Origin of the sequence: Pseudothermotoga sp. U03pept, assembly GCF_051235805.1 — a bacterium.
Taxonomy (GTDB): Bacteria; Thermotogota; Thermotogae; order Thermotogales; family DSM-5069; genus Pseudothermotoga_B.
Window position 1 is genome coordinate 638,639 of sequence record NZ_JBPNXV010000001.1, and the last position, 16,797, is coordinate 655,435.

General features: G+C 43.2%; 15 protein-coding genes. 6 read left to right on the forward strand and 9 right to left on the reverse strand.

The window, feature by feature from the left end; all coding sequences use genetic code 11:
* The 5 genes from ACSFC1_RS03185 to ACSFC1_RS03205 are packed head-to-tail and all read left to right on the forward strand — an operon-like array spanning position 1 to position 4,932.
* Positions 1-921, forward strand: coding sequence for an ABC transporter permease (locus ACSFC1_RS03185; RefSeq protein WP_435564678.1), 921 nt, complete (start codon positions 1-3; stop codon positions 919-921).
* Between the two features lie 11 nt (positions 922-932).
* Complete coding sequence (locus ACSFC1_RS03190; RefSeq protein ID WP_435564679.1) at positions 933-1,814, forward strand: ABC transporter permease; 882 nt, start codon at positions 933-935, stop codon at positions 1,812-1,814.
* Positions 1,815-1,825: 11 nt separating this feature from the next.
* Positions 1,826-2,956 carry an NlpC/P60 family protein gene (locus tag ACSFC1_RS03195; RefSeq protein ID WP_435564680.1) on the forward strand — a complete coding sequence of 377 codons (1,131 nt, stop codon included), beginning with the start codon at positions 1,826-1,828 and terminating at the stop codon, positions 2,954-2,956.
* A 13-nt stretch (positions 2,957-2,969) separates the two neighbouring features.
* Positions 2,970-3,953 (forward strand): ABC transporter ATP-binding protein, encoded by a 984-nt coding sequence (locus ACSFC1_RS03200; protein ID WP_435564681.1) that lies wholly within the window; start codon positions 2,970-2,972, stop codon positions 3,951-3,953.
* 4 nt (positions 3,954-3,957) lie between these two features.
* Positions 3,958-4,932, forward strand: a complete 975-nt coding sequence (locus ACSFC1_RS03205) for an ABC transporter ATP-binding protein (RefSeq protein ID WP_435564682.1) — start codon at positions 3,958-3,960, stop codon at positions 4,930-4,932.
* A gap of 699 nt (positions 4,933-5,631) precedes the next feature.
* Here ACSFC1_RS03205 and ACSFC1_RS03210 read toward each other — a convergent pair.
* Genes ACSFC1_RS03210 through ACSFC1_RS03230 form a run of 5 tightly spaced genes read right to left on the reverse strand, consistent with a single transcriptional unit; the run spans position 5,632 to position 11,598 of the window.
* Positions 5,632-6,312: an ABC transporter ATP-binding protein gene (locus tag ACSFC1_RS03210; protein ID WP_435564683.1), complete on the reverse strand. Its 681-nt coding sequence runs from the start codon at positions 6,310-6,312 to the stop codon at positions 5,632-5,634.
* Positions 6,299-6,985, reverse strand: coding sequence for an energy-coupling factor ABC transporter ATP-binding protein (locus ACSFC1_RS03215; RefSeq protein WP_435564684.1), 687 nt, complete (start codon positions 6,983-6,985; stop codon positions 6,299-6,301). Before ACSFC1_RS03215 ends, ACSFC1_RS03210 begins: the two co-directional genes overlap by 14 nt.
* Positions 6,969-7,583 (reverse strand): class I SAM-dependent methyltransferase, encoded by a 615-nt coding sequence (locus ACSFC1_RS03220; protein WP_435564685.1) that lies wholly within the window; start codon positions 7,581-7,583, stop codon positions 6,969-6,971. The genes ACSFC1_RS03215 and ACSFC1_RS03220 overlap by 17 nt, the downstream gene beginning before the upstream one ends.
* 43 nt (positions 7,584-7,626) lie before the next feature.
* Complete coding sequence (gene ppdK, locus ACSFC1_RS03225) at positions 7,627-10,287, reverse strand: pyruvate, phosphate dikinase (protein ID WP_435564686.1); 2,661 nt, start codon at positions 10,285-10,287, stop codon at positions 7,627-7,629.
* Positions 10,288-10,299: 12 nt separating this feature from the next.
* Entirely contained in the window at positions 10,300-11,598 is a 1,299-nt protein-coding gene (locus ACSFC1_RS03230) for a hypothetical protein (protein WP_435564687.1), read from the reverse strand.
* A gap of 269 nt (positions 11,599-11,867) precedes the next feature.
* On the opposite strand from ACSFC1_RS03230, the gene hup reads away from it, so the two are divergent.
* Positions 11,868-12,140: a DNA-binding protein HU gene (hup, locus tag ACSFC1_RS03235; protein ID WP_435564688.1), complete on the forward strand. Its 273-nt coding sequence runs from the start codon at positions 11,868-11,870 to the stop codon at positions 12,138-12,140.
* A gap of 30 nt (positions 12,141-12,170) precedes the next feature.
* Here hup and mnmE read toward each other — a convergent pair whose 3' ends face one another.
* The 4 genes from mnmE to ACSFC1_RS03255 all read right to left on the reverse strand — a co-directional run bounded on the left by mnmE (position 12,171) and on the right by ACSFC1_RS03255 (position 16,740).
* Positions 12,171-13,523: a tRNA uridine-5-carboxymethylaminomethyl(34) synthesis GTPase MnmE gene (gene mnmE / locus ACSFC1_RS03240; RefSeq protein WP_435564689.1), complete on the reverse strand. Its 1,353-nt coding sequence runs from the start codon at positions 13,521-13,523 to the stop codon at positions 12,171-12,173.
* A gap of 4 nt (positions 13,524-13,527) precedes the next feature.
* Positions 13,528-13,974, reverse strand: coding sequence for a GatB/YqeY domain-containing protein (locus ACSFC1_RS03245; RefSeq protein ID WP_435564690.1), 447 nt, complete (start codon positions 13,972-13,974; stop codon positions 13,528-13,530).
* Positions 13,975-14,467: 493 nt separating this feature from the next.
* A complete protein-coding gene (locus tag ACSFC1_RS03250; protein ID WP_435564691.1) occupies positions 14,468-15,457 on the reverse strand; it encodes an HD-GYP domain-containing protein in 990 nt (329 codons plus the stop codon).
* A 53-nt stretch (positions 15,458-15,510) separates the two neighbouring features.
* Positions 15,511-16,740, reverse strand: coding sequence for a M16 family metallopeptidase (locus ACSFC1_RS03255; protein ID WP_435564692.1), 1,230 nt, complete (start codon positions 16,738-16,740; stop codon positions 15,511-15,513).
* Positions 16,741-16,797 lie beyond the last annotated feature (57 nt).

The following is a 16,797-nucleotide window of genomic DNA, read 5'->3' on the forward strand; positions in this document are numbered from 1 at the left end:
GTGATTCAGTACATCATTCGAAGGCTGATTTTCTCCATACCTGTTCTGATCGGTGTCACTTTGATAACCTTTATACTTCTGAACGTTGTTCCCGGAGATCCCGTCTTGGAGATGGTTGGCAAGTATGCAGATCCAGAGACGGTGAAACAGATCAGAGAGCAATTGGGTTTGAACGATCCATTAATTATCCAGTACTTGAAATTTGTCGTGAATGCTGCACGTGGAGATCTTGGAAGGTCTTTTAAAACGGGGTTGCCAGTTTCGAAGATGATTGCGGACACCTTTCCCACCACTCTGAAACTTGCACTTTCTGCTTATCTTGTTGCGATTGTTTTAGGAGTATCGGTTGGTATTATCTCAGCTGTGAAACAGTATTCTCTTTTCGATCACTCGATGATGATAGTTGCCCTTGCCGGTATAAGTGCCCCGGTCTTCTGGGTTGCAATCATTGCTCAACTCATCTTTGGCTTGAAACTCGGTTGGTTTCCCATATCCGGTTATTACAGCGCGAAGTACATGGTACTTCCCGCAATAGTCTTGGGCACGAGATTTGCCGCTTCGATCGCCCGTTACACAAGAAGTGCCTTGCTCGATGTCATTCGACAAGATTACATCAGAACGGCACGTGCAAAAGGATTAAGCGAAAGAGCGGTCATATTCATTCACGCATTGAAAAATGCGATGATTCCTGTTGTAACAATACTTGGCATGCAGCTGAGTGGTTTGTTGACTGGATCGATACTCACCGAAAGTGTCTTTGCAATACCTGGTCTTGGAAGATTGTCTGTCTGGGCTCTTTCGGAGAGAGATTATCCGCTCGTGCAAGGTGTGGTGTTGTTCACGGCTGTCATCTACATCTTAGGCAATTTGATAGTCGATATTTCCTATGCTTTTCTCAACCCGAGGATCCGTCTGCAGTAGGAGGTAACACGGTGAAAGAAAGAAAGGCAAGTTCTATCTACAGAGATGCGTACAGGAGATTGAAAAGAAACAAGCCGGCTATTTTTGGCTTGGTTTTCATAATAATTGTGGTTTTCATAGCCGTTTTTGCACCACTCTTGGCTCCTGCCGATCCGAACAAGATAGATCTACCAAATCGATTGAAGCCGATGGGAGCACCATCAAGGGTGTGCAAGAATGGAGTCTATCTGCTCGGGTCTGATGAATTCGGAAGAGATATCCTCTCGAGGTTGATATATGGTGCACGGGTGTCGCTGATAATAGGTGTTACTACACAGCTCATCACGACAGTTATAGGAATCATCATAGGTGCTTTAGCTGGTTATTACGGCGGCGCTATCGATATGGTGACGATGAGAGTAGCAGATATGCTGTTTGCCTTTCCAGATCTGTTGTTCTACATAGGCATGATGTTCGCTTTGGGACCAGGGATTGTGAACATGTTCATCGCGCTCTCCGTTATAGGATGGGCTGGTAAAGCGAGATTGGTTCGCAGTCAGGTAATCTATCTGAAAGAAACAGAGTTCGTTGAGGCTGCAAAGGCGCAGGGACTTTCTGATTTCAGAATCATAGTGAAACACATTCTTCCGAACTGCATGGGTCCAATAATCGTTTCGGTGTCGATAGGTATACCAGGTTCGATATTAGCTGAAGCGGGACTCTCTTTCTTGGGTCTTGGTATACTTCCACCAACACCCAGTTGGGGTAACATGATAAGAGCTGCAAGTTCGTACTTGAGAATTCAACCTTGGTATGCCGTCTGGCCAGGCATTGTACTCATGCTGACGACCTTTGCTTTCAACCTGTTAGGCGATGGACTAAGAGACGCGTTGGACCCGAGGTTAAAACAATGAGGAGTGTGTCTATGAAGGGAAGGATTATCTCTATCCTGTTACTCTTGACAATATATGTCTTTGGGAGTGATGGTGCAATGGAGCTTTTGCAAAGGGTGAACGAACAGATCCAGGAATTCAAAGATCTGTTGAAGATTGATCAACGCGAAACAGTTTTTTCAATCAGAACCGAAGTGACTGAATCGAAGATTGTACTCGTCGGAGAGATGAGTGACCAAACTCTAAGGGATCAACTCGTCAAGAGTTTGTCAGAGAAATTCAACATGTCAATCGATGACAGAATCCTTTTGTTACCAGAACACTCGCTTGGTGACAGAGTATACGCAGTGGTGAATCTGCCGTATGTAAATCTCATGGACGCGCCCAGAAGGACTGCTCAAAAGAACGCAGTAACGCAGGCAAGAATGGGTGAGATCGTCAAACTACTCAAGCAGAATGGCGATTGGTATCTGGTGCAGATGGAAGATTCTTACCTTGGCTGGGTTGAGAGAAACGCACTTTGGATTGTCGATAGAGCAGAGCTCGATGAATATCTTTCCAAAAAGTTTGTTCTGGTTACTTCAAAATTTGCAGATCTCTACAACATAAAAGACAAAGGCAGTTTGGAGAAAAAACTCGTGCAAGGCACAACATTGCCGTATCTTCATACAGAAGATCAGTGGGTAGTCATCGAACTTCCTTCAGGTGATCAGGCTCTTGTTTTGAAAGAGGACGTCGAGCTCTACGATTCGAGAGAGAAAGTCTTCTTCATTCAGAAAGGTGCCGAGTACATAATCGAGGTAGCGAAGATGCATTTGGGTCTTCCTTATCTTTGGGCTGGCACCACATCGTATGGTTTCGACTGTTCTGGTTTCACGCAGTTCTGCTTTAAGATGGCTGGGTACTTTCTCAGAAGAGATGCTGACATGCAGTTTCAGCAAGGTCAGATAGTGAACAACAGAGAAGAACTCAAAGCCGGTGATTTAGTCTTTTTCCAGACATACAAACCAGGTCCTTCTCATGTGGGGATTTACATAGGTAATATGAAATACATCCATTCGGGCAGCAAAGGTGTTGCGATCAACAGCTTTGATCCAAATAGTCCTGATTATTCAGCCGATCTGGACAAAAAGTACATAGGAGCAAGAAGGATAATTCCATAGCGGTGGTGAATCGATGGGTAATGCAATCCTTCAGATTAACAATCTTTCTGTGAAGTTCTTTACAAGTGATGGTGTTGTAAATGCTGTTGAAGATGTCACCTTCTCGATAGACAAAGAGGAGGTGCTGGGTTTAGTTGGTGAGTCCGGTTGTGGAAAGTCCGTGACATCTCTTGCGATAATGAGACTGTTGCCGATGCCCCCAGCGAAGATAACATCTGGTAAGATCATTTTCAACAACGAAGATCTCTTGAGCAAAACTGAAGTTGAGATGAGACAGATCAGGGGAAATGCAGTGTCGATGATTTTTCAAGAACCAATGACATCGCTGAACCCAGTGATAACTGTTGGCAAGCAGATAACTGAAGCCATTGTTGTTCACCAGAATGTCGGCAAGGAAGAGGCAAGGAAGAGAGCCATTGAGATGTTGAAAGTCGTGGGCATTCCAAACCCAGAGAAGCGCTATAACGATTATCCACATCAAATGTCTGGTGGAATGAGACAAAGGGCTATGATCGCCATGGCTCTTTCATGTAATCCCAAACTTCTCATTGCCGATGAGCCTACAACGGCTTTGGATGTCACAGTCCAAGCTCAAATCTTGGATCTCATGATGCAGTTAAAAAGCAGATTTGGTATGAGTGTTCTTCTCATAACCCACGATCTCGGTGTCATTGCAGAGATGTGCGACAGAGTTCTGGTCATGTACGCAGGGCAAATCGTTGAGGAAGCACCATGTGTAGAACTTTTCGACAATCCTCTTCATCCATATACCTTAGGGTTGCTGAAGTCGATACCGAAGCTCGAACCGGGCAGATCTCCACTCCATACCATAGAGGGTACCGTGCCAAATGCGATCGAACTGCCTTCTGGTTGTAGATTTCATCCAAGATGTCATGAAGCTGTTGAGATATGTAGAGAGAAGACTCCTAAGTTGATCGATCTTGCAATGAACAGAAAGGTGAGATGTTTTCTTCGAGGTTCTTGCCCAGAGGAGTGAAAGAATGAGTAACGTGGTGATTGAGGTAAAGGATCTGGTCAAGTACTTTCCGATAAAAGGAGGAATCTTTCAAAAGACCATTGCTAACGTTAAAGCGGTGGATGGCGTGAGTTTTCACATGAATAAAGGCGAGACCTTTGGCTTGGTGGGCGAGAGTGGCTGTGGAAAGACCACCGTTGGCAGGTGTGTCTTAAGGCTTGTAGAACCAACCAAAGGCAAGATCATCTTCAAAGGAACAGACATAACGAACATGAAAGACAAGGAACTCAGAAGACTTCGTCCTAAGATGCAGATAATCTTTCAAGATCCATATAGTTCCTTGAACCCAAGACTCACTATAAAAGATATCATTGGTGAGGCAATGGTCTATCATGGCATAGTTTCTTCAAGAGATGCTACAAAGAGGGTGAAAGAACTACTGCAGTTGGTGGGACTTTCGGAGGAACACATAAACAGATACCCTCATGAGTTCTCTGGGGGTCAAAGACAGAGAATCTGTATAGCCAGGGCTCTTTCAACGGAACCTGACCTGATAGTCTGCGATGAAGCTGTCTCTGCCTTAGACGTCTCGATACAGAGTCAAATACTGAAACTTCTTGAAGAACTTCAGCAAAGACTTGGTGTCACCTATCTGTTCATTTCACACGCTTTGAATGTCGTGAAGTACATATCTCACCGTATTGGAGTCATGTATCTTGGAAAGATCGTCGAGATAGCCCAAAGTGAAGAGTTGTACCTCAATCCACTTCATCCTTATACAAAGGCTCTTATTTCTGCTGTTCCTGTGCCAAATCCAAAGTTGAGAAGGCAGAAGATCATTCTTGTCGGAGACGTACCAAGCCCAATCAACCCTCCGCAAGGTTGTAGATTTGTGACAAGGTGCCCATACTCGATGAAAATCTGCGGTGAAATCGAACCACAACTCAGAGAGGTTGGGACAGAACATTGGGTTGCTTGTCATTTGTACTTGAATCAGTGAACTCAGCAAGAGCAAGTAAGTTGACTTATTTCATGATACCCGCTTATTGAGTACAAAATACTTCGCTTAGGGACTCTTAGACTTTCTGAATTGGGCTTTCAGGAACGCTTGAATTTAGTGTAAACTAAGTTCTAAGATGCTTTCTCTGAGACATTTTCCAGTTAAAAAGTGATTTTGATCAGCCAGCAGAAGGTTCTTTCGCACGTTGTTCCTTTTTTCACTATCATATAATATATAGTGGAACAGAAAAGGCGCCTACCGGGTACTCGGTGAAAAAGTCAACTTTGTACAGTGGGATAGGTCTACTCTGTCGAACGTATACACATTATTTAATTCATTCCCACGCGAGATCAATCTGGCAGTTGATTTTATAGTATGCAGAGACTTTTCCGCTAAGAAATTCGAAAAGCGCAGAATCAAATTCAAAGAAACGATTTTCACCGAAAGACAGAAAGCCCCACAGAGAGAATGTAAGAGCTGTCAAGAATGCTTCTTTTTTTCTGAAAAACTGTACAAGCGAGACAATGCGATAAGTCTTCCAAAATAGGTAGGTTTTAGATTATTCAAAATGGTGTTTCACAGATCAAAATTTATGGTAAAACGCAAGCGACAATTTCGATCACTGAAGCAGAATGATGATCGTTTCTCTGAAAGAGGAAGCTTTGGAAAAAAGCTTCCTTTCTTGTTTTTTATGCGATTCTATTTCATAGGTAACAGAGATCCATTCTCGAGGATGAAACCATGACTGATGAGATCTCTAAGATACGAAAGCTGGTGAGAGACGATAACTATGGCTCTATCAAGAGTTTTGTACTCTTCAAAGATCTTTACGACAGACCTCTTGCCTTCTTTGTCAAGTCCAACAAAAGGTTCGTCCAAAATCAAAACAGAAGGATCGTGTGCTAATACCGAAGCGATAGCAACCTTGCGTGCATCTCCACTCGAAAGCTCATAAGGGCTTTTCAAAAGGTAAGCGTCGTTCAACCCCACGAGCTTTGATGTGACTCTAACGCGTTCTTCTATACCGTCTAAACCGAAGTTTTTGGAAGCGAATGCGATTTCTTCAAAGACAGTGTCACAACAAAAGGAGTCTTCTGCATACTGCATGACAAAACCTATCATTTTGAAATAGTCTTTAACTTGGTAAATGGGTTGCTCGTTCATTTTGATGGTTCCTGAGCTTGGCTTTAAGAGACCGGCTATCAACTTGAGCAACGTTGATTTGCCAGAGCCATTTTCCCCCATTATGAGAATGAAATCCTTTGGTTTTATTACCAGATCTATCTTTTTGAGAATCAGTCTTGAATTATCATAGCTAAAACTCAGATCTTCCAGTTCTATTTGAAAGTCCTTCATGCCACAGCACTCACTTTTCCACATCGTCTATCGTTGAAGCAAGGAATTCTTCAACAGATCCATCGAAGTCTATTCTGCCACCTTTTAGATGGATCACTCTCTTTGCCAGATCGTAAAACTGATGAACTTCATGGGTTGAGAGAATTATCGTCGTGCCTAATCCATTCAGTTTCTCGAGGATCTCCTTGACCTGTGTGTAGCCTTTATGGTCAAGCATGGTTGTCGGTTCGTCCAGCAGGAGGTATCTTGGTTTGAGAGCCACTATTGAAGCTATTGCGAGCTTTTGTGCCTGACCAGCCGATAGATTCAATGGGTCTTCATCTTTCAAGAAATTCAAGTCAAAGAAATTGAGCACTTCTTGAACGAGTTCTACCATTGTTTCTCTCGGCACACCTGTGTTTTCTAAACCAAATGCTATGTCTTCTTCCACCGTTGAACCAACGATCTGGTTGATCGGGTTGTGAAACACATAACCGCACAGAATTCTCAGATCTTGCCGAGAAAGTTGTTTGCCATCCAGTAAGATTTTTCCTTTCTGCACAGGCAATAGACCAGCGAGGAGTTTGAGAAGCGTAGTCTTTCCGGAGCCATTCGCACCTGTCAGTAAGACAAATTCTCTTTCGTTCACTGAAAAGTTGAGATCTTCGAGTACTCTCACTTCTCTGTAAGAAAAGCTCAGATCAACTACTCGCAACATTTTCCTTTTTCTTGATAGAGCGATATACCCTTATACCGCCTTCTTTGTATATGTCATCAACGTTCTTGAAGGTTTCGAACATCGCCTTCTTTATATAAGTTCCGCCTTTGTTGTGGTAGGCAACAACCTGTAGAGAACCATTTTCGTTCAGACGATCAATAGATTCATAAACCATCTTCAACACAACCTTCTTACCTGCTGCCATGGGAGGATTCATCAAGATCATATCGAATCTGCAATCTTGCCAAGGTTCGTAGAAGGGTCCATTCTTTATCGTAACATCAACATTGTTGTTCTTTGCGTTTATCTTGGCAAACTCTACCGCTCTGGAATTGATGTCGCTCATGAAAACCTCGAGGTTTGGGTGTTCCGCTTTGAGTACTATTCCGATCACACCGTAACCACAACCAAGGTCGAGCAGGCTTCCATCGCCGATGATGGCATGTTCTATGAGTATTTTCGTGGCTTTGTCGATCTCACCAAAGCTGAACACACCTGAGGGTGTTTGAAAGTGAAAGACTCTGCCGTTCTTGAGTTTCAAGACTGCTGATTTGACGCGCAGTTCACCAGCTGGTCTTTCAACATAGTAATGTTCCATAGCATCACACCAAAAGGGGCGCTAAAGCGCCCCTTAATCTTTCTCAGTCTTCATGCTTCTTAGATTTCCCAGCGAGATTGGCTTGGGCTGCTGCTAATCTTGCGACGGGAACTCTGTAAGGAGAACAACTCACATAATCAAGACCAGCTCTGTGGAAGAAGTGAATCGAGCGAGGATCTCCACCGTGTTCTCCACACACCCCAACCTTTAGGTTTGATCTTGCTGATTTTCCCTTCTTGGTGCCCATTTCCACGAGTGCGCCCACACCGTCTTGGTCGATTGATTTGAACGGATCATGCTCGAGAATACCCTTCTGTAGGTACTCTGGTAAGAACTTGCCAACATCGTCACGGCTGAAGGCAAAGGTCATCTGAGTCAGATCGTTGGTTCCAAAGCTGAAGAACTCTGCTTCTTTTGCAATCTCTTCTGCGGTGACGCAAGCCCTTGGAACCTCGATCATCGTACCAATCTTGTACTCGATATGCACACCAGAGTTCTTTATCATCTGATCTGCAACTTCTTTGACTATCTTTTTCAGGAAAATAAGTTCATTCACATGACCGACCAACGGAATCATAATCTCTGGAATTACGTCAAGATTTGATTCTTTCTTCAGTTCGATCGCAGCTCCGATGATGGCTTTTGTCTGCATTACGGCGATCTCTGGATAGGTGATCGTGAGACGACAACCTCTGTGACCAAGCATTGGGTTCAACTCGTTCAGCGATTCGACGACATCTTTCAACTCTTTTTCAGATATTCCAAGTTCCTTTGCGGTAACCTTGATCTGTTCATCGTCGTGTGGTAAGAACTCATGCAACGGGGGATCTATGAGTCTTATTGTTACTGGGAAACCAGCCATTGCCTTGAACAAGCCTTTGAAGTCACTCATTTGCAATGGCAGAAGCTCGTCAAGGGCTTTTTCTCTCTCTTCCTTGGTCTTTGCCACTATCATTTTTCTGACCTTTGGTATTCTGTCTTTTTCAAAGAACATGTGCTCAGTTCGGCACAAACCAATACCTTCGGCTCCGAATTTTCTGGCTACTTCAGCATCTCTCGGTATATCTGCATTTGCTCTAACACCGAGCCTTCTTATTTCATCTGCCCACTTCAGCAATTCAGCAACTTCGCCTTCCAGACCAACAGGTTTGATCGTTGGCACTTTACCGAGCAGTATTTCTCCAGTTGATCCATCTATCGAAATCCATTCTCCTTCTTTCACGATTGTCTTGTTTACCCTGAAGAATCCTTCCTCTTCCTTGACCTCTATCGTTTCTGCGCCGACAACTGCAGGCTTACCCATACCGCGAGCCACAACCGCTGCATGGGAAGTCATTCCACCCCTTGAGGTGAGTATTCCCTGTGCAAATGCCATTCCACCGACATCCTCCGGGCTTGTTTCCGGTCTAACCAAGATCACCTGTTCACCGTTGCGACCCATTTCTTCAGCTTTTGCTGCATAGAAAATGACCTTTCCGGTTGCTGCTCCTGGAGAAGCTGGGAGACCTTTTGCTATCACGGGCACAGATTTTCTGGCTTTGTCATCAAAGCGCGGATGAAGAACTCGTTCAACATCTTCTGTCTTGACACGCATTACAGCGTCTTCTTTGCCGATAAGTCCTTCATGAACCATGTCAACTGCGATCTTGATCGCTGCTTTTGAAGTCCTCTTTCCACTTCTGGTCTGAAGCATGTAGAGCTTTCCTTCTTCGATTGTGAACTCTATATCTTGCATGTCTTTGTAGTGTTTTTCCAGTTTCTTCATGATCTGGATCAGTTCATCGTAGACAGATGGCATGAGTCTCTTCAACTCAGCGAGTGGTAGCGGCGTTCTGATACCCGCAACGACATCTTCACCTTGAGCATTCTGCAAGAATTCTCCGTATATCTCGTTCTCGCCTGTGTTTGGATCTCTTGTGAATGCCACACCGGTTCCAGATTTCTCACCCATATTGCCAAAGACCATTGCTACAACATTCACTGCTGTTCCAAGCATTTGATCTTCTCTGATGTTGTTTATCTCTCTGTATTTGATAGCTCTTTCACTCATCCAGCTTCCAAAAACTGCGTCGATGGCAAGCCAAAGCTGTTTCTCGACATCCTGCGGGAATTCCTTCTTCTCTTCTTTGTAGATCTCCTTGAATACTTCAACGAGCTTTCGTAGATCTTTTTCGTCGAGTTCAACGTCAAGTTTGACTCCCTTTGCTTTTTTCATTTCTTCAAGGGCATTTTCAAATTTGTTCTTTGGCATGCCTAAGGCTGTGTCACCGAACATCTGGAGAAACCTTCTGTAAGCATCGTAAGCAAATCTTGGATTGTTTGTCAGTTTGGCAAGCCCCTCCACGGTCTTGTCGTTCAAACCAAGGTTGAGAATGGTATCCATCATACCTGGCATCGATATAGCTGCACCAGATCTCACAGAGACAAGCAAAGGTTTCTCAGGGTCTCCAAAGCCTTTTTGAGTGACCTCTTCAAGTCTCTTCATTGCTTTCGAGACCTCTTCTTTCAAACCTTGTGGATAAGTCCGTCCATTTTGATAAAAATATCTGCAGACTTCTGCAGAAATGGTGAAACCAGGCGGAACGGGTATACCAAGGTTTGTCATTTCAGCGAGATTTGCACCTTTACCACCGAGGATATCCTTCATCCCGGCGCTACCTTCGGCCGACCCATTTGCGAAGAAATAAACCAACTTTTTTGTCATCACAGCACCTCCTCATTTAAGATACCAGTTTACCGTGAAAGCCTTATCATCCACTGAGCTTGTTAAAACAAAAAGAGATTCTACATTCATTCCAAGAAGTTTCTCAAGAATCGGGGCAAAGTCTACACAAAGGAATATTGGCATTTTTTCTGGATCATAGAGCTTCAACACCTTGTCAAGAGAGCCTTTTTCGTTCGAGAACTCAGTCGGTACAGAAGAGTAGAACTTGATCTTGCCATTTTCACTGGTGACATAAACTCCATCGAGATCAAGATAGCGCAGGTTCTTAGAGGTTTTAATCTGACCTGCGAGAGATTTTTGGAGTTCTTCGAGTTTTATCTCTCCACCAACAACACCATAGAAGACAGGGTTCATTGCTTGTCCTGCCTGCTCTTGCTGAGGTGCTAAAAGCCCTTCAAGAAGATTGCTGACTTTTACAGAAAAAGCCAATTGGCCTGTCAACTTGCTTGAAAGTTCCATCAGTCCTTCGAATTGTTTTTCGAATGCTTGAGTTTCCGTTGCACTCAAGGTTGCAGGAACCTTTGAAAGAAGATCAGACAGATTCAGTGTTTGATACACATTGTTGAGTGAGACAAAATTCGAGACATTTCCAAAAACGAATATCTCGCCACCGATGTTTTTGTCTTTGTAAAGATCAAAATTCTTAGACGGTCTCATATCTTTAAGAAGTGCTTTGGCTTTTTCGTTTTCAGCGTAGATTGTTGATTCTCCAGACAATCTGTCCTTAAGAACTCTAATGGTACCCTTCATCGAGAAGGTTGCATCTTCTACAGTAAGCTTCGGTGAAAAGATGACTGCCCATATCGAGGAATCGTCGAACTGTTTCATGACTTCCTCTGGTATCTTACCCCCACCTTTTTGGCATTTTTGAAGAAGATCAGGGCTCGATGAAATCAGCAAATAATCGCCATTTTGTGCTACATAACTTCCAGAGCCAAGTATTCCAGAGATTGCTTTGATGAGTTTTGATGCGTACTTCGAAGGACCAAGTACTGCAGTGAAATCTTGACCTGAAAAGATTACAAGCGTATCCTTGCTCAGAAGATCGTTCAGCTGTTCGACAGTAGCACCATACTGAACCACAGAACTTGCCAGTAAGCCTTGAACCATCGGCTCGATCCCAAGACCATTCATGACGATGTCAAGCAACTGAATTTTTTTCGCGGCCGTGTAATGATCGCCGTTGTTTTTAGCTATCAGCAGTTGATCGTAATTGGCAGGTACAAACTGCGTCACTGCCAGCAAGGAAAAGCTCAACAACAGTACTAAGAACACACACAACTTTTTCACAACAAGCCCTCCCGGATATTCGTTTTATCATTCAATAATACCATGAAAACCGGAGAAAGAAGGCATTTACTTTCGAAATCACCACCATACAAAGTTTTTCTCGTTATTTCGCATCGAATTCCTCGTTTTCATCATGGTTTTCCAGATGACAGACGATGTTTTTTCACCTCTGATCAGGGGGACTTGAAATGACCCATTGAAAAGTGCTATTATTCTACAAAGAGGGAGGTCATAACTCCCAAAACCCTATAAAAGGAGGGGGATAACGGATGAACAAGAAAGAACTCGTTGACAAAGTGACAAAGAAAGCCGGGCTCAAAAAGAAGGATGTGAAAAAGGTCGTCGACATGATCTTCGAAACAGTCACAGACGCACTTGCTAAGGGAGAAAAGGTCCAACTCGTCGGCTTTGGAAGCTTCGAGGTCAGGAAAGCCGCTTCCAGAAAAGGCGTCAATCCACAGACCAAGAAAGCCATCACAATTCCTGCAAGAAAAGTCCCCAAATTCAAACCTGGCAAAGCTCTGAAGGAAAAGGTGAAGTAATTCTGCAAGGAGGGGGATTTTCCCCCTCTTTCATTTTCCAACACAGAAGTCTTTGAAGATTTTATCGAGTACCTCTGTGGAATAATCTCTTCCAAGTAATATATCAAGATCTAAGAGCGCGTTCTTGACATTTTGTGCAACAAGATCTTTTGGTATATCTTCTTCAATCCCTTTCAAAGCCTTTGAGAGTTCTGCCTTGCAATTGGATAGATGTTCGTACTGTCTTTGGGTTGCCACATACCCTTCTGTAGTTTGTGTGATGTCTGCAACCGATCTCACTATCTCTCTTTCGATCTCCTCGATGCCATCCCTTTGAAGCGCTGAGGCAGTGATGACGTGAAGGTCTGTTTTCAGTATCTCTTTGAGCAGATCTCGATCGATAAGATCATTTGCGTCTATCTTGTTGATTACCACAAGGTATCTTTTGTCTTTGATCAATCTGAGAATCTTCATATCGTCTTCGTCTATGGGAGTAGTTGCGTCGAGAACGAAGAGTATCAAATCGGCTTCAGAGACAGCTTTGATGGTTCTTTCTATACCTATTTTCTCTATTCTGTCTTGCGATTCTCTTATACCCGCTGTATCGGTTATTGTGAAAAAGACACCTTGAATGGTGGTGGGCACCTGAATCAAATCTCTCGTAGTTCCTGGTATTTCGGTGACAATCGCACGTTCTTCCCTCACAAGTGCATTCAAAAGAGAAGACTTACCTACGTTTGGTTTTCCAACGATCACGATCTTTATACCATTAGACAAAGCCAACCTGTTCTGAGCGTTTTTCAGAAGTTCGTCTAAGAACTTTGAGGCTTCTTCGAGTTGTTGCCTTATGAGACTGTATTCAGCGAAAACTTCATCTGGATAATCGAAATCCACTTCTATTTGAGCCAGTAAGCCCAGAAGCATCTCTCTGAGTCTCTCAATAGCCGTTGACAATTTACCAGACAGGTTGTTCACTGCTACTTTCACAGCCGTTCTCGATGGTGCTTCTATGATCTGTTTGACTGCTTCTGCCTTCGTGAGATCTATTTTTCCATTGAGGAATGCCCTTTTCGTGAATTCTCCAGGTTCAGCCAATCTCGCGCCATTCAAAAGCAAGAGATCCAAGATCGATTGACTCACAACAGGACCTCCATGGCAGGTTATTTCAACCATGTCTTCACCGGTGTAAGAATTCGGAGCCTTGTAAAAGACTACTGTTATCTCGTCGAGCAAAGTTCCATCAGGATCTTTCACAAAGTTGTGAAAAACCTTTCTTGGCTCAATTTGTATCTCTCTTTGTAGTATCTTTTGGCAGATCTGCCACGAGTTGCCCCCGCTCATTCTCAAGACGGCTATTGCACCTAACCCTTTTGGAGTAGAAATCGCAGCTATCGTGTCTGACAAGGACTCAACCTCCTAAGAGCTCCTGAACTATCTTGTTAACGACTTTCCCGTCTGCCTTTCCTTTGACATGAGGCATGATCAATTTCATCGCTGTTCCGAGATCTTTTGGTGACGAAAGATTGTTCTGTAACAAAATCTTCTTGGCGACTTCTCTTATTTCCTCTTCACTCATCTGCTGTGGCAAATAGCTTTTGATTATCTCAAGTTCTTTTTCCTCTTCTGACGCCAAATCTTCTCGCTTTCCTTGCCTGTACATCTCAATAGCTTCAACTCTTTTCTTGATCTCTTTTGAGAGCAACTGGCAGATTTCGTCGTCTGTCGCTTGTCCCATTTTTTGCACTTCGAAGTTCTTAACCGCAGCCAAGATCAATCTGATCGTTCGCACCTTTGCCTCATCTTTGCTTTTCATTGAAGTCTTCAGATCTTCCATTAATTTCTCCTTCAAAGTCATCTTTTCTACGCTCCTTTCTACTCACTCTAATGATAGTGGCATTATATTAATCAAGAAGCATGACAGATATTATGATTTTGTAAAAGAACACACAAAAGATCGTTTTGTACACTTTGAATTGATCAAAAAGCATAATAAATAACTGCAGAATCTATTTCGACACGTTTTAACCTCTCTGTCCTCATGTTCCAATCGCTGAACCGATAGAAGCTTAGAGTAAAGACGGCTGTGGGTTTTTCAGAAATTTCCAGACTGTGTCTAAAGCAAAGATTCTCGAAGGAGAGTAACAAAACCATCTACGCAAGAAAGACTGAGCTTTTCATGTTTTTGAGGTTCTGTTCGAGCAACGTTTTGCAAAGTCTTGCTCACATCTTTCATCAAGAAAGTTCATCCTTTGTTAGTTTGAGCCTCTGAATTAATCCAAAGTCAATTCCTAAGAGAAAAACACTGAGGCAAGCTTGGGGAAATCCTCAGATGAGTGCGATCTTTGGTCTTAATCTAAAACTTCTAATATAGTGAGATTTCTTTCTTCTGCGAGATCAACATGTTCGCCCGATTCGAGTAGTACGATTGGCTGTGTGGCTCTGTTTATTGTGTTACCGACTACCACACCTTTCTCACCAGAACTGAGTATTACCGTTGTTCCGACAGGGTATAATCCGACTACTGATACAAAAGCTTGAACGACCTTCTTGTCTAATTTACGAAAAGCCGCCAGCTTGATGAGTTCTGAGATTGCCTTGTAGGGAGACCACGAAGATTTATAGGAACGATTTGAGATCAGTGCATCGTATATATCTGCGGTACCTATAATTCTGGCAAACAGGGTAATCTCTGGATCTGTCAGACGCTTCAGATAACCTGTACCATCGAGCTTTTCATGGTGATCTGTGACGCCGCTGAGCACGCCTTGATCTTCTATTCCAGAGTTTTTACAGATTCTACCGCCGAATTCAACGTGCTTCTTAACCATCTCAAATTCTTTTTCGCTCAGTCTTCTTGGTGCATAGAGTATGTCTTTGGGTACCAAGATTTTACCAATATCATGAATCATTGCAGAAAAAGCCAAGCGCGATAGCTGGTTCACCGGCATTCCAAGTTCAAGGCCTATTAAAGACGATATCATCCCTACGTGCACTTCATGAACATAGGTGTATTCTTCATCATTCTGTTGGATTAAGAAGATCAGAGATAGCTTATCACCAAAGTTCTTCACAATATCGTTCACAACTTGATTTGAAAGATCTTGTATCTCTCTCTTGTCAATTTTCATCTTTTGGGCGGCATCTGTGAAGATCTCCTTCACCCCGTGCTTTAATTCTTCTATCTTCTCTGCATTTACAACGGGAGGACTGACCGGTGAGATCTGAACCCATAGATATTTCACGCCGTTTTCTATCAGCTTCTCAATGATTTCATCAGTCAAAGGCTGACCCAGACGAACTATGGGAGCTTCATTATTACTCAGTTTCACAGTTTCCATCGATACCTCGCCAGCAACCAAAGTTTCTGTTCTTTTCCAAATGAGCTGTCCTGTCATAAGCCTTTTACGAGTTCTTCACTCCCTTTGGGAATCAGGCATGACCAGTGCCATTTACTTGTGCAAAGCTGATGCCAAAGGCTTTGGACATCTTTGTGGGAAACTGATTCTACCGCTTTTAATAGGGTGTTCAATTCGAATGGTTCAACTTTGGTTATCAAGAACTCCAAGATGTATGAAAATATCGCTGGGATGCTTTCTGTGACCATCTGAAGTTTTCCTATCAGTCTTTTCTTTCCGTACTCAAAGTAATCTTTGGATATCGATGCTTCGTTGAAAATCTTGTTTATCTCCTGGGTGTACCTTTCGAATTTCTCAGTGCTCGTTGAGGCATAAATACCGATTAGGGATCTGTCCTTCCATGCGTTGCTCACCAGATCTATATCATAGACGAGTCCGTGCTTTTCTCTAATCCTGTTGAACAGCAGTGAACTCATGCCGCTGCCGAGCAGAGTGTTCAAAACCAGAAAGGCAGAGTACTGTTTACTCTCTACTCCCAGATCAATGGGTAGACCGACGACTGTGTGTATTTGCGTTAGATCATTTTTCTCTTCAAAGACACGAGAGACAGGTTTGAAGGAAATTACCCTGTCCTTTTCTTCTACAGCTTTATCAAATTGCCTCAAGCTTTTCTCAAGCTTTTCGAAAAATGATTTTGTAACCTTCCCGACGGCAACTACTCTTAGATTGCCGTAGTTCTGAGAATGGAAATTTCTCAAGATCTTTGAGTTCAGTTTTGCAACTGTTTTTTCGTATCCACTCACGGGTCTGTTGTATGGTTCTTCCAACAGAGTTTCACTGAACAGATCATGAACTCTGCTGATGTAGTCTTCGTTGAAGGATTTTATTTCCTCGATGACAACAGATTTTTCCAATTCTACCTTTGATTCTTCAATGAGTGGGTTGAAGACCAGTTCACAGAGAATCTCAATTGCTTTCTCATAATGTGAGTAGGGCACACGCGTGTAATAGACGGTGAAATCTTTGGTGGTGAACGCGTTAACACTACCTCCAACAACCTCAAGTTCGTATTTCAAAGCATATTCCTCGTAATTCTTTGTACCCTTGAAAACGACGTGCTCCAGAAGGTGAGCTGCACCAGCAAGATCTTTGGGCTCATGGGCTGAGCCTGCAGGAATAGCAAAGGCAAGCGACAGAGTTTTTACACCTCTTACAGGTAGTGAATAGATGATACTGGAACCGATCTCTCTTTTCTCTATTTTCACAGAACTTACCTCCAAGAAAGTCGGCATTCAACATGCCGACTTTGTTTACGATTTTTT